This window comes from Thiocapsa imhoffii (assembly GCF_016583985.1).
In the GTDB taxonomy this organism is placed as follows: Bacteria; Pseudomonadota; Gammaproteobacteria; order Chromatiales; family Chromatiaceae; genus Thiocapsa; species Thiocapsa imhoffii.
Map to the genome: position 1 here is coordinate 15,535 of NZ_NRSD01000032.1, position 12,978 is coordinate 28,512.

Sequence of the window (12,978 nt, forward strand, 5' to 3'; positions counted from 1 at the left end):
GAGACGATTCATGGCGTGGCTCCTATGGCTCGGACCGACCGTGGTTGCGACTGGAAACCCGTTGCGCCTCCCGTAGAAACAGACGCATGATTTGGATACTCAGCATGGTCTCAGCCTCTGATCTGAACCACTCGAAGAACGAACGCACCCCTTGCGCATCGCGGAATTGATCCTGCCAGTTCTCTCCCGACGGCTTACAGAGAGCATTGTTGCCATCGAATAAGCGCGTCTTGAGACCGCCAAGATCCTGGCTATCGTCTCTGCGTGCGGCCTCATAGAGGGTTCCCCATTGTGCGGGGGAGGGGCCAATTGGCAGATGCTCTGGCACACCGGCATAACGGCGCGCGAGGTCGTAACGACGTTCGAGTTCCTTACGCAACATCTGAACCTGAGTCTCGGACCGCCGCCGTTCGTTGCCACCCTGTGCCGCTTCTTCGAGCCAGGCAATTAGGGGATGATCGGGACGGTCAGGGGGCTGGGTGTCGGGAACGACTAGACGTGAGTTGAATATAGGTTCTAGCGTGGTTAGTAGTTCCGGATCGACGCTGACCCAGCCCAAACCGGCTTCACGATACAGCCCGACACCTGCAGTCAGACGTGCGTATTCATCATCGGTCAACGGCGATGGCAGCCTGAGTCCGATCACGCTGCCATGTTGGATGACCTGCCGCTCTACATCGTAGCCGTTGCGGTAACGGTTCCACAGGGCGTAGCGCCGAAAGCGCAGAAACGTCTGCTCCCAGGCGATCTCACCTCGCTCGAGCCCAAGGGCTTCGAGAGTTGGTGTCAGAGTGGGTTGACCCCAATGGTCAACGAGAGCGACATCCGAAAGGCACCATAGGGTCACAGTAAGGCCCTTCACCCTTTCCTTAGGAGCAAGTTCCAGCTCACTCGGCGTCTGATCCAGGCGTTCGACCGCCACGCGTCCATACTCCGCCGAACGTGAGCGCCCAAGCAATAATTCTTCCTGATCGGTCAGCACTTGGACTAGGCGATTCCACAGCGCATCGTCAAGATCATTCGCTGCACGCACCCGCGCGACGAAGCATTGGCCAGCGCGGATGCTCTCGTAGCCGAACAGCTGTGCTTCCGCCACACGTCCGGTCTTAGGATCGATGGCGGTCTTCATGCGAAAAGACTTTTCAACGCTTAGATGATGGCCGTCGGCTCGCACATAGCCGGCGCGAAGCTGCTTGGGCTGTGCATTGTCTTCGAAGGGACCAAACTGCAGATTGCGGACGCGCGTGGCGTCGATCGTCTGCTCTCTGACCGCTGGGGTTCCCTTGCGCTCATGCCAGCATAGTGGGATCGGCCAGGTGGGTTGATCGTTGGCCAGAGGCAGGGCGTCGCCAAATCGCACCTGCCCGGAGTGAAACAAGCGCCAGGCCTCCGGGCGCGATAGCTCTGCGTAGAGGCGGGCTGCTGCCGCACCGAGCAGCAGAAATCCGGGCAGATAATCCAGTCCCGCGTGTCCGCCTTCGTTGGCTGGACCCTCATTGACGATCACATCTTCCAGGAGTCTGAGTTTCAGCACCAGTTCACGCATGGGGTCCAGCCTCCTTCCAACTCAGTCGCGCCCGCCCAAAGCCGCGTGTGCGATGCGCGCCCACGGCGGTGATCAGCGGCAAAACCGCTTTCAGGGTTTCGCGCCATCCCGCCTTCGCCTGTAGCCCAGGCACCTCGCTGATACGCGCTTCCAATGTCAGCGGAACGATGACCTGAATACCACGCAGACTCCGCGCTTTGGCCACGCCGGTTCCCGGTTCGATCGCCGTGCTGAAGTGCTCGCGATAGAGTCCCTGGATCAGTGCTCGTCCGTCCGTGGTCCTAGAGAGATAATCTGCGACCTCCGTCGGCAAACAGGCGTCGCCAACACGTAAGGCTCCCGGCTCGGATAGATTGACGTCGCTGGTCTCGCCGTCACCATGCTGATCGCGTGAACCAAACAGTGTCCAGGTCGCCCCCTGAGGAACCTGCGGCCATTGCCACTGTTCGGCGCGCCAGAGTGCGTCGCGCAACAACCCCTTGAGCGTGCGTCCAGGTAGACGTGGCAGACCATCGGATCCTGCATGGGTCATCGCATCCAGATAGAAGCCGCTGCCGCGCCCGGTTCCAGGGTGCCAAAAGGACTGAATCTCCACGATCAATGTCGCACTGTTCATGACGCGTCCTCCATGCTCGATGTGGCCTGGTCAGCCTCTGCCTGTCCGATCGCTAACAGGGTCAGCAGATCGGCGAGCGGGGTCACTTTCAACTCTTCATCCGTATTCTTGAGTGAAACGGGCAGGTCTGGATGAAGTTCACCACAGAGCCTGTTGAGCAGCGTCTCGATTTCTTTGAGAGTCTCGGAGTCGCGCTCATTCATGACCTCATGCCAACGGCGATAACGCCGGCGTGCCTCGTCAAGATCTTGACCGATCAGTGTCAGGATCTGACGTGCTGGACCGCGTGCAACCGATTCCCGTGCAAACAGACGCGCTAGTGCCCGGAGATCGTTGAGGGCCGGCATTCCCTTAGGCTGGGCGTCGATGCTATAGGCGCCGAGGCTAGTGAGGATGCGATCCTGATCCGATCCGAATGTCAGTTCCTGCTCGCGGACTTCGCGATAGTCTCCATGGCTGGCTGTCGTGACCCGATAGAAAGCTAGCGTTGGCGAGATACGCTCCTGACGATGGTCCCGCACACTTTTTGCGCAATCCTTGGCGAACTTCGCCAGCCCCTCGGTCAATTCGTGTGCCATGTAAAAGGGATGATTGGACTTGATGAAGGCGATACCAGCTCCAGCGGTGAGTGCCTCCGGTAGTGCCTTGACATCCGCATGTTTGCTACGTAGCTCGTGAAGCTGCTCGCGACTGGCGTGTTCGAAATCCTCGAGGAACGCTTGGGCAAACGGTAGCGCCAGATCGGCGCGTATCAACATAGTCAGATCGTCACCGCCCAGCACGATCGGGCGCGCCGGATAGGGACTTTTTCGATTGTTGTCCAATGGCTTACGGTGCGGCTCCAGCACCTTTTTCGTCGCCTGCTGAGCGGCTGTTTCAGTGGCTCTCTGAATTGCCTCGGAGACATCCCGGAACAGGATTGCAAAGTCGTCCGGACGCCCCTCGACCTCCTTGCCGAGATTCATCAGCAGTTGTCCCAGACCATTACCATCGGCGTGCAGTAGGCCGAGATAACGGTTGTCGTCGAGGAATGGGAAGAAGGGCTCGGACTCGTTGGGTGAGTAGTTCAAATCACGTGGCCAGTCATCGAGATGAGAGTGCGTCGCGAACCTTTGGATCAGGCCGTCGTGTTCGCGCTTCCAGAACTGGTCGCGCCCGAAGCGTGCCGTTGCTTCATCCTGGAAGCCGAGTTTATCCTTGCTGCTCGCTGGTAGACCGGTTCGTGGCGCATAGCGTGTCACGGGTGTTCCGGCCGGCATGGCCGCCGCCTGACGGTTTCGAGCCGCCAGTAGTCGCTCTCTAGCGAGTTCATACGCGGCATAATCGGTTGCCCCTTCGCCGGTGGCGACGACGAACGGCAGGCCCGGAGCATATTGACGCACCGTCAGCGTCCAGAGATCACGAAAAGTGTTGTGGATCTCGCGCTCGTTCGTGAACAGATAAACCGCGCCACCGGCACGGCGTGAGAAACGAATTTGCCGCTCTGCCTCGTTGGATGCTAGGTCAAGTGCTCTCAGCACCCCATCAAGCACATCACGTGTCAACGAATCGATCAGTTCGGAGGCCCCAACGATGTGGCGCAACCGCCCCGATCGAAGGATATAGTCCTGAATGGACTTGGCTTCGAACAAACAGGAAAAACACGTCATCCCCCATCTCCTTGTTTCTGGATCTTCGTCATGCCTTACCCCGCGATGAGGCAACTCCAGTTGAATCAATTCTCTAACTCATTGCGCGTCCGTGACATAGCTGTTCAGAACGAACTTGTGTAGAGATTTAACGCTGGTGAAAGTCCGGTTTTTAACACAGTGTGAACTTTGATGTAACGGATGTTCATCAATTTGTGCTGTGTTTGCATGGGAGTGCTGGCAGGATGCCATGACGGTTCGTCTTGGCGCAGCAACAGATGATGATCGGAACAACCGATCAGGCTGAAACTAGTCAGCCGTCGCGGCCTCCATCTCTCGGCGGCGCATCGGCATTGCATCGATGCGTTCAAAGAGCGCGGGCAGGTCAAGGTGGGTTGCGGTGGCTTTCAGGCCTCCGTCCTTGCCGATCAGGAACACGGCTTCATCGGATCGACTGAAGACCTTCGCTTCCAGTTCCGCCCTGAGGCTGGGGGCGAGTGCTCCCGGGTAGTTGGTCGAGATCCGTCCCTCCTCGAGGGCGAACCAGAGGATGTCGCGCTCGTCGATGGCGGCTTGCGCCGCTTCGAGACGCGCGATCGCATCCGGGATCCGTGCATCGACTAAGATGACCCGATAATCCCACCGCAGCGCGGCGAGTTCCGTGAGCGTCTGATCCGGGTGCTGATCCTGTGGCGCGGATGCGGCCACGGATAGGGCGCTGACCGCACTAAGCCCGAGGACCAGGGTGAGCAGATTCATCAGGACCGGGCGCAGCTTCAATGTGATCCACATCGGTGTCATCGAAACCATGAGCTTCTCCACAACAACCTTTCCTCAACCGAGAACCCTTGCTTCGCTCATGCAAACCTTTCCACGTCCCGGTCGACTGGACTGGATTGGATTGCGGCCCGGCAAGCGTGCTGCCTTGGTGGGGGTCGACGCCGCGCAAGCCCTCACCGGTGCGGGTCTTGAGGGTGATCACTATGCCGGGCGCTCGGGCAATCGCGGCATCACGTTGCTACAAGCCGAGCATCTACCGGTGATTGCGACACTCGCTGGTGTTTCGCAGATGGCGCCGGCCATCTTGCGTCGCAACCTCTTGGTGTCTGGAATCAATCTGATCGCATTGAAGGGACAGCGTTTTCAGATCGGGACAGTCGTCTTGGAGGGCACCAGCTTCGCACATCCATGCTCACGCATGGAGGAGGTTCTAGGGCCAGGCGGGTACAACGCCATGCGCGGCCACGGTGGACTCTGCGCGCGTGTCATCCAGGGCGGACTGCTACGGGTCGGCGACGCGGTGGTGGCCGGTTTGGATGAGGCGTAACTGGCCCGGCGCAAGCTCACTGTTGACCTGCCCAATCGAGTGCTTCACCAATGGCGTCGGTTCGAGCTCGCTCGAAAATTCGCATCTCGCTCTGGACGCGGTTTAGGTCGAGCCGTCTAAAACGGGATATCGTCTTCGAGCTTCGGTTCTCCCGGAGTTTGCCGAGGCTGCTGTTGATGACCGATGTTGTCCTGCGAATGGCTTGCCGTGCGGGAATCGAGCATCTGCATGTTGCCGTTAATGTCGACCACCACCTCTGTGCTGTAGCGATCCTGGCCATCTTTGGCTTGCCATTTCCGGGTACGGAGCTTGCCCTCCACATAGATCTTCGAACCCTTGTGTAAGTACTCCTGAACGACAGCCGCGAGGCGGCCGAAGAAGACGACGTTGTGCCACTCGGTGCGCTCCCGGGTCTCGCCGGTTTGTTTATCCTTCCAGGTCTCGCTGGTAGCGATACGAACATTCGCCACGGCATCGCCGCTGGGCATGTGACGGATCTCCGGATCCGCACCCAAGTGCCCGATCAGGAAAACCTTGTTGATACCTTGGTTGGACATCTTGCCTCCATTCACGCCGTGAGATCAGACTGCTGTGGTTGATGGTGAGCGCCCTGATCAGCGGGATGACGAAATCAACAACGGACCGGCTGCGATATCGAAGCACGAACCCCGAGCTGAAACGTATTGCCCCCAACGATGCAGTAGCTGCTCGCTGGATAAGCGGCACAGGTCATCCGACTGACCCGCCTCGTCGGGATCGGCCACGTCGAGTCCGGTGCCAAAGCTCAGACCCGCCAGCAGGGTCAGGATGTAACGGTTGTGGATCTTCTCGCCACCGGTTCGCTGACGCAGAACCGTGACCAGCAGACTCCGCCCGCGCGGCAGGATCACCGTCAACCTTTTCTCGCACTCTCCGAGCAGCCAGCTCGCGCTTCGGCTGTTTTCCGCGATCACCAATTGCGCTGACGGTACAGCAACGCAGCGTTCCGGCCCCCACAGCTCGCCGAGCATGGCCTGCAAGGGTTCGGTAAAGCGCACCTTGGTCGGGTCAAACCAGGGATCGACGAAAACGGCCTCCCGACAGCGTCTCAACAGCGGTGACACGGCCCTCGCAAAGGCTTCCGCAGTGCGCGGTGTCGAACCCACCTAGATCGATGGTTTCCCCTCCCATCTCGGTATAGCGCGGGTCGGTATTGCCACGCTCAAAGAGTTCGCGACCATAGATCAAAGCATGAAGCACCGTACTCTTACCGGCGTTGTTCGGACCGAACAGCAAGGTGATGGGCGAGAGCTCGATACGCACCGGTTCGCGGATGCCTTTGAAGTTTTCAAGGGTGAGTGCCTTTAGGATCATGTCGAACTCCTGAGAAATACGGTGCGCAACCAACCTGTTCCGTCGAAGTCACCGGCTTGGTGATATGGAAGCTACCGAACGATACCCCACGAAAGGGATTTGCGAGTCGATGGCTCAATGCGCTGATCGGGTATAAGCGAAGTCCGTGCCAATACTCGCGACGACGCCAAACATCGCGTGCTCCAATGTATCAATACCACCAATGACGCTGAAACATTCCGGACAAGACAAAACAACTTCTGCTTTCCAACGATAACGTGCGGCCCCGTGCGTGCGCTGCCCGCGGCGTTTGCGAGCATATCGGCCTAGCGCAAAACACCCCTCTCATCAGACCCTGACGCCGTAGCGCTTAAGCCAGTTCGTCAAGGTTGTTGCGTTGCCAAAGCCCAGCAGCTTCGCCGCACGGGCCTTATTGTTTCCGGTGACCTGCATCGCTTGCGCCAAGTAGTGTCGAGCGACCTGCTCAATCACGCCTGTGAGATCGAGCCCGTGACGCACATCGCGGGAGAGGATCGGGTCTTCTCGGACCTCTTGTCCTGGACCTGGCAGCAGCGCGTCGCGCGCATCGTCGGCATCGATCAGAGATTCCGGTGTCCATACGGCGGCACGGCGCAGCGTATTCAGCAGCTCCCGGACGTTCCCCGGCCAGGGGTGGTCGAGCAGCACCTTTCGTGCGTTGACCGAAAGTTTCTTTGGCTCAAAGCCGGGCTCGGTCGCGCACTCGCGGTTGACCTGGTCGAGCAACCGATCCAGCAGCAGGGACGTGTCTCCGTCGCGCTCGCGCAATGGGGGCAGCAAGATCACAGCAACGGCAAGCCGGTAGAAGAGGTCTTCGCGGAAGCGTCCTTCACTGACCTCTTGGCTCAGGTTGCGGTTGGTGGCCGCGATGATCCGGACATCGACGCCAATCGCCTGGTTGGCTCCAACGCGCGTGATCTCGCCCTCCTGTAGCGCCCGCAGAAAACGGACCTGGGCGGACTTTGGAAGCTCGCCGACCTCGTCCAGAAACAAGGTGCCACGATGCGCGGCCTCGAAGACACCCTGCCGCGCGCTCGCCGCGCCCGTAAAGGCGCCCTTCTCGTGTCCGAACAACTCGGACTCGATGAGCTCCGGCGCGATGGCGCCGCAGTTGACCGTGATGATGGGTTGGTCGCGGCGCGGACTCGCCTGATGGATCGCGCGCGCCAGGAGCTCCTTGCCAGTGCCCGATTCGCCTTCGATCAACACCGGAATCGAGCGCAGCGCGACGCGCCGGGCGCGCGCGATCACGCGCTGCATCACCTGACTCTGATGGACGATGGCGCCAAAGGCCGGTGCCGCAGGTGGCAGACCGGCGGTGAGACGCGTCAACTCTGCATCCGGGCGTCTCAACAAGTCGGGGATGAAGTCGGCGGAGAGGTCGAACGGTATGGCAACCGTGCGCACACCCTGTTCGATTGACGACTCGATCAGTTCCGCCGCAAAGCGGGTCTTGGCCAGGATGATCCAGACCGCCGCCATCGCCGAGGTACCCGGACTCAGGTGAAAGGTGAGCTGCGCGTTTTCTCCATGCGCCTCCATGATGGCGGCGACCTGGCTCGTGGCCGCCTTGTAGATCTCGCCAAAATCGGTGGGGCTGGTTAACCGTGCTCGATGCAGTTGGATCTCGGCTTCAGTGAGCGTCTTTGCCCACGGCAAGAAATGTGAACATTTAGCTTCCGGGTAGTTGTTGAGCAGCACGACAAGATCGTACGCTCGCTTGGTGAGTGCCTGACCAATCGGCCCGATGCCGGCCTTAACCTCGCCAGCAGCCGCGTCGAGGTCTGTCTGGCCAACCCAGCTTACAAGAATGTTCATCGGCGGCTTCTGTTCGATCGCTCTACCAGCGACGTTGATGCAACAAGAATTCTTACGTTATCAGAAAAATCGTTGGGTTGTTTGCGCGGAACTCGCCGCTGCCTTCGGTCCGCCGCCGCCAAGAACATTGCTGCGGTCATGGTTGACGGAGTGCTGGAGCGTCGGCGCTTCTGTTGCGCCGGAAAACGCCATGGTGACCTGCACATCCGGCGGCTCTTGCCCTGCACGACAGTGCCAGCAGTGAGGGGTCGAAGGAGTATGACTGCTTTGTTTGGGCTCAGGCCTGAAATTATTGATACCCTAGCTGTGAGTGACGACAATCCTACGGGAGCGATCACTGTTAACAACGAATTTTTCCTTCTGTGAGAAGGATTAGGTGCGCCACGGACGCTCGCGGAAGTATACCTCTATGCGGACCGGTTGCTGACCGCCGACCTTTCTTTTGTCGGAAGTGGCGCGGAATTAGCTTATTGATCGATGTCTCGCGAGTCGTGCCAACCGCCTCGCGAACCAGTTTCGGGGACCGTCCGGTAGGACATAGCCTGCCCATGTTGTAACCGCATGGGTTTATGCGAGCCTGCCGAGGATTTAGACACTCACAAAGTGTCATTTTTCATGATCGTCATCGTTCATGTTCGTCGTCGAAGTCATTTTTCATGACTAACGTCGAAAGCGAGTATGTCGCCGGACGGTCCCCCCCTCTTTCTGCTAATGGCCAGGCGAAAACCGATGAGCGATAACACGGAAGCAGTCGCGATTCCTGCGGTCAGGGATACCAAAGGCGAGTTGGTCATCGCTGGTGGCCAGCCAAAGATTGCGTCACGTCGCGACCTCGCGCGATACATTGGAATCCCGCTGCGCTGGCTTGCCGCCGTGCTCTACGACGGCGACCGCAGCCGGCTCTACACGGTACGGGAAATCCCGAAGGCGTCCGGTGGCACTCGGACCCTGCACGCTGTGGCGGGCAAGCTCAAGCAGGTCCAGCCCATGCTGCTCGACAAACCACACCGTGAGGAGTGTTTTAGCCGCGCGAAGACAAAGCCGCCGGAGGTCGTTCCATGGAGAGGCCGTTTAAAGCAACCCCTCCAAGATATCTACACGGTAGTTCCGGCACTGTGGTGCAGCCTGATCGACATTTTTAACTCGATGTACACCAGCATCGAGAAAGGCGAAATTGAAGTCGTCACTAACCGCCCGCCCCTTGAAGGTTTTTCCATGGCGTCTGTTTATCCTTCACTAGAGAATATTAAGCGCCTGAGAGTCCCCCCGACTACAGGAGAGCTCTTTCTCGTAGAGTACCTTGCTGAAAATCTCGATGATGGTTTCGAGATATACTTTAACCCTTTCCTGGACGGAGATCGGCCTGACCTAATCATTCTCCGGCAAGGCGTCGGCGCTTTCGTAATCGAGGTGAAGGATTGGGATCTACGCTTCTATCGGGTCGACGGGAAGAATATTTGGCATGTTGATGATAATAAAGGCAATGCCAGAATTATCAAATCCCCGATGGCGCAGGCGTTCACTTATAAGAAGAACCTTTACGACCTCCATTTGCCCGTTTTAGGATTGCAAGAGATTCAAAACCCGAACTTCTTCAATATCGTTCAGTGCTTCGTCTATTTTCACGGCCCATCTGACAGCGCATCGAAAAACATATTCGATCAGGCTGTGTGTGAGGCAGCGCACGAAATTGAAGCCCTTAACGCAAGTTACTCTCAGTCAAGTAAATCGAAGACTGAATATGAAAAATACGAGAAGAGTCGTTCGTATTTTTCGTCCAAACGGCAACAAATTACGCGCGATCGTGCAATGTCTTTTACGCGGGAGTCAGTTGGGCGATTGGCGAGAAAGATATCTCAAAACTCGACGCACGTTTTGTTTGACGATAGAGTTTACGATGACTTTGTTAGGCGCTTGCGTCCGCCTGAGCAGGTCAAGAAGCAAGGGATACTGCCTGATCTAGACAGAAGCCAATCAAAAATGGCTGAAAGCAGACAAGGCTATGAAAAGGTTAAAGGTGTAGCAGGATGTGGTAAGACGACGATTCTGGCCGCGCGCGCGTGCAACGCTTGTAAGCGCCACGATGGCCGCGTGCTGATACTGACGTTTAATATTACTCTCAAGAACTTAATCAGAGACAAACTCAGTGAAATTGAGGGGTCTCGCAACAACCCTCGGATTGATGTCTCCAACTATCATCAGTTCTTTAATTCGCAGGTGAATGACGTGGGTCTCGATATGGCAGACTTAGTCAAACGCTATACTCTGGAGCGTCTGTACGACGTTGATATCTTCCACGATAAAAATACATTTAGGTACAAAACTATTTTATTAGACGAGGTGCAGGACTATAAATCTGAATGGGTAAAAATAATCAGAGACAACTTTGTTGACGAAGACGCCGAGATGGTGATTTTTGGCGATCAAGCTCAAAATATCTACGGACGACAAGAGGGGAGGGCGAGCGTTATTGCGCAAGGTTTTGGACGTTGGAATAAGCTTAATAAAAATTATCGTACAGCAGAGAATTCTCCGCTAAATCAGCTATTCAAAGATTTTCAGCTCGAATTCTTGATTCAAAAGTATTCTGATGCGGAAATAATATAGGTTCAGCCGTCTCAGTTAGGGCTTGTCTTCACTTCCGGAGAAATACAGTACTACAGGCTTCCAGGCTTCAGTCAGTTAGATAGAGCTTTCGCCTTTATCAACAGGTTTATCCGGTCTTACAGCATAAATCCCAATGACGTTGTAGTTCTAGGAACCAAGATCGCAGATCTCAGAATGTTGAGTGATATGTATAGTGGCATGGAGAAAGTGCATTGCATGTATGAAACTTATGAGGAGCTCTCCGCGCTCCCAAGCCAACGAATCAATGACGCATTGAAGAAGCTACAACCATGCACGTCATGCATGCGAATCAAAGATGACGGGCTAGAATCTATCGAGAGGGTTCGGGCGTTATGCCGAAAATGCGTCGGCGTTCTAGAAAAAGAATTGGCAGAGGAGGTGGATAAAATTCGAAGGCGTAAGAAGAGTCATTTTTATATGAATTCCGGGCTGTTAAAATTCTCGACAACGCATAGCTTTAAAGGCTTGGAGTCCAAGGTAGCTTTTTATCTACTAACGACTAACGATGATCCAGAGTTGGCTTACACCACATTGACGCGCGCCGTCGAGCACCTTGTAGTAATCGACCTAAGCGAGAATAATGAGTTTGAGGAGTTTTTCAAAGCGAATATGACGTTGGCGTAATTTTGAGTGGAAGACATTAAGGCCCTGGCGCAACGCGGGCTCGCTCATTAGACCGGCCACCGAAGACCCAAGGCGCTCGTGACATCCGCTCCGCGATGTCACGCATGCCCCGTGGCGCTCTGCGCCACGTGACACGGTGGCCGAAATTACGAACGCGGCCGCGCAACGCTATGGAAGACCTGCTACACCGGGAATTACGGGGACAGTGCGGCCTGGCACGGCCGCGTGAATTAGCGGGTGGGAATCCCGCCTGGGTAATCGTGCGCCGCGAGCCCAGTATCGAGCCTTGTCGTGTCAAGTTAAATAAAACGGGTAATCCCCCAGCTCTGCCGGGGTGACCGTAGCAGTTTGACATTTCCGGGAGTCCATCGGGGACACTCACGCAGCGTGAGCCGCCAAGCACACGCTTGTGGAGAGTCCCGATGGACGATTTCGAGAGCCTAAGTCACTCCAAATGGGAGTGCAAATATTATGTTGTTTTCATCCCGAAGTATCGCCGCCGCGTGCTCTACGGCCAACTGCGGGCGCACCTCGGGGAAGTCTTTCACCGGTTGGCCCGGCAAAAGGAACGCCGGATCGAAGCGGGGCATCTGATGTCGGATCATGTTCACATGCTCATGTCGATTCCGCCGAAGTATGCCGTGAGCCAGGTGATCGGCTTCATCAAGGGCAACAGCGCGATCCATCTGGCGCGCGTCTACAGCGAGCGCCAGCGCAACTTTGCGGGGCAGCACTTTTGGGCCCGGGGATACTTTGTCTCGACTGTCGGGCGGGATGAAGCGACGATCCGAGAATACATCCAGCACCAGGAGCGCGAGGACCAGCACCTGGATCAGCTCAGACTGTGGCGCTGATCTGCCGCCTTTAGGCGGCCCAAGAACCGAGGGGCCGCGTGAGCGACCCCTTGCCGCTTTGAGCGGCTCACGAATTCAAAGCCCCCGGCTTTGCCGGGGGATGGTTACTAATTGTTTTTAAATAGATTTCACATTCCACTGAAATCCTGGAGAGCCAGCATAAATACCGCAAGTGCTTGATATATATATCAAAACGGCGCACTCAGAGGCTCTCCAGGATTTCAGTGGAATGTAAAAAGGATTTAAAAACAATTATTTAACGCTAGATTTGACGTACACATCAACTACGAAAAGTCGCTGAACACGAAAACTCTAACGCATTGATTCATAACGGCTCCACGCCGAAGCGAGCGTATCCGTTGAGATCCAAGCACACTCTTTGATACAGATGGGCGAGGTTGGTGATGCCGTAACAGCGTCGTTTGAGGACTTTCAATTGATTGTTGAGGCCTTCTACAAACCCGCTCGTCTGACGGTTGACAAAATAATTAGTGATCTCAGCGAAATGAGTTCTAAGCGTCCCAAGAAAGCGATCGAAACACCTGATTCCGCGATTCGAGACTTGT

At 56.5% G+C, this 12,978-nt stretch carries 13 protein-coding genes; 4 read left to right on the plus strand and 9 right to left on the minus strand.

What is annotated here, in order from left to right:
• Positions 1-22: 22 nt before the first annotated feature.
• From CKO25_RS19020 to CKO25_RS19035, 4 genes are all read right to left on the minus strand, one after another.
• On the minus strand, positions 23-1,546 hold the full coding sequence (locus tag CKO25_RS19020; protein WP_200389535.1) for a hypothetical protein: 1,524 nt from the start codon (positions 1,544-1,546) through the stop codon (positions 23-25).
• A complete protein-coding gene (locus CKO25_RS19025) occupies positions 1,539-2,162 on the minus strand; it encodes an RAMP superfamily CRISPR-associated protein (protein ID WP_200389536.1) in 624 nt (207 codons plus the stop codon). Before CKO25_RS19025 ends, CKO25_RS19020 begins: the two co-directional genes overlap by 8 nt.
• Entirely contained in the window at positions 2,159-3,811 is a 1,653-nt protein-coding gene (locus CKO25_RS19030; RefSeq protein WP_200389537.1) for a Cas10/Cmr2 second palm domain-containing protein, read from the minus strand. Before CKO25_RS19030 ends, CKO25_RS19025 begins: the two co-directional genes overlap by 4 nt.
• 288 nt (positions 3,812-4,099) lie before the next feature.
• Entirely contained in the window at positions 4,100-4,582 is a 483-nt protein-coding gene (locus CKO25_RS19035; protein ID WP_200389538.1) for a DUF4174 domain-containing protein, read from the minus strand.
• Between the two features lie 67 nt (positions 4,583-4,649).
• Between CKO25_RS19035 and CKO25_RS19040 the strand changes: the two genes are divergently transcribed.
• Positions 4,650-5,117: an MOSC domain-containing protein gene (locus CKO25_RS19040; protein WP_200389539.1), complete on the plus strand. Its 468-nt coding sequence runs from the start codon at positions 4,650-4,652 to the stop codon at positions 5,115-5,117.
• Positions 5,118-5,233: 116 nt separating this feature from the next.
• Here CKO25_RS19040 and ssb read toward each other — a convergent pair whose 3' ends face one another.
• From ssb to CKO25_RS19060, 4 genes are all read right to left on the minus strand, one after another.
• Positions 5,234-5,674 (minus strand): single-stranded DNA-binding protein, encoded by a 441-nt coding sequence (gene ssb, locus CKO25_RS19045; protein WP_200389540.1) that lies wholly within the window; start codon positions 5,672-5,674, stop codon positions 5,234-5,236.
• A 57-nt stretch (positions 5,675-5,731) separates the two neighbouring features.
• Positions 5,732-6,127: a hypothetical protein gene (locus CKO25_RS19050; RefSeq protein WP_200389541.1), complete on the minus strand. Its 396-nt coding sequence runs from the start codon at positions 6,125-6,127 to the stop codon at positions 5,732-5,734.
• A gap of 37 nt (positions 6,128-6,164) precedes the next feature.
• Complete coding sequence (locus CKO25_RS19055) at positions 6,165-6,470, minus strand: AAA family ATPase (protein WP_200389542.1); 306 nt, start codon at positions 6,468-6,470, stop codon at positions 6,165-6,167.
• 327 nt (positions 6,471-6,797) lie between these two features.
• Positions 6,798-8,306 (minus strand): sigma-54 interaction domain-containing protein, encoded by a 1,509-nt coding sequence (locus CKO25_RS19060; RefSeq protein WP_200389543.1) that lies wholly within the window; start codon positions 8,304-8,306, stop codon positions 6,798-6,800.
• 729 nt (positions 8,307-9,035) lie between these two features.
• On the opposite strand from CKO25_RS19060, the gene CKO25_RS19065 reads away from it, so the two are divergent.
• The 3 genes from CKO25_RS19065 to tnpA all read left to right on the plus strand — a co-directional run bounded on the left by CKO25_RS19065 (position 9,036) and on the right by tnpA (position 12,412).
• Complete coding sequence (locus tag CKO25_RS19065; RefSeq protein WP_200389544.1) at positions 9,036-10,913, plus strand: nuclease-related domain-containing DEAD/DEAH box helicase; 1,878 nt, start codon at positions 9,036-9,038, stop codon at positions 10,911-10,913.
• Between the two features lie 216 nt (positions 10,914-11,129).
• Positions 11,130-11,558: a P-loop NTPase family protein gene (locus CKO25_RS19070; RefSeq protein ID WP_200389545.1), complete on the plus strand. Its 429-nt coding sequence runs from the start codon at positions 11,130-11,132 to the stop codon at positions 11,556-11,558.
• A 422-nt stretch (positions 11,559-11,980) separates the two neighbouring features.
• Positions 11,981-12,412, plus strand: a complete 432-nt coding sequence (gene tnpA, locus CKO25_RS19075; RefSeq protein WP_200389546.1) for an IS200/IS605 family transposase — start codon at positions 11,981-11,983, stop codon at positions 12,410-12,412.
• 325 nt (positions 12,413-12,737) lie between these two features.
• On the opposite strand, the gene CKO25_RS19080 is transcribed toward tnpA, so the two are convergent.
• A partial coding sequence (locus tag CKO25_RS19080; RefSeq protein WP_200389547.1) for a transposase occupies positions 12,738-12,978 on the minus strand: 241 nt, incomplete at its 5' end.

Coding starts and splice junctions, on each gene's coding strand:
- CKO25_RS19020 (WP_200389535.1), bottom strand. CDS start 1,546: ATGCGTGAACTGGTGCTGAAACTCAGACTCCTGGAAGATGTGATCGTC.
- CKO25_RS19025 (WP_200389536.1), bottom strand. CDS start 2,162: ATGAACAGTGCGACATTGATCGTGGAGATTCAGTCCTTTTGGCACCCT.
- CKO25_RS19030 (WP_200389537.1), bottom strand. CDS start 3,811: ATGACGTGTTTTTCCTGTTTGTTCGAAGCCAAGTCCATTCAGGACTAT.
- CKO25_RS19035 (WP_200389538.1), bottom strand. CDS start 4,582: ATGTGGATCACATTGAAGCTGCGCCCGGTCCTGATGAATCTGCTCACC.
- CKO25_RS19040 (WP_200389539.1), top strand. CDS start 4,650: ATGCAAACCTTTCCACGTCCCGGTCGACTGGACTGGATTGGATTGCGG.
- ssb (WP_200389540.1), bottom strand. CDS start 5,674: ATGTCCAACCAAGGTATCAACAAGGTTTTCCTGATCGGGCACTTGGGT.
- CKO25_RS19050 (WP_200389541.1), bottom strand. CDS start 6,127: ATGCTCGGCGAGCTGTGGGGGCCGGAACGCTGCGTTGCTGTACCGTCA.
- CKO25_RS19055 (WP_200389542.1), bottom strand. CDS start 6,470: ATGATCCTAAAGGCACTCACCCTTGAAAACTTCAAAGGCATCCGCGAA.
- CKO25_RS19060 (WP_200389543.1), bottom strand. CDS start 8,306: ATGAACATTCTTGTAAGCTGGGTTGGCCAGACAGACCTCGACGCGGCT.
- CKO25_RS19065 (WP_200389544.1), top strand. CDS start 9,036: ATGAGCGATAACACGGAAGCAGTCGCGATTCCTGCGGTCAGGGATACC.
- CKO25_RS19070 (WP_200389545.1), top strand. CDS start 11,130: ATGTATGAAACTTATGAGGAGCTCTCCGCGCTCCCAAGCCAACGAATC.
- tnpA (WP_200389546.1), top strand. CDS start 11,981: ATGGACGATTTCGAGAGCCTAAGTCACTCCAAATGGGAGTGCAAATAT.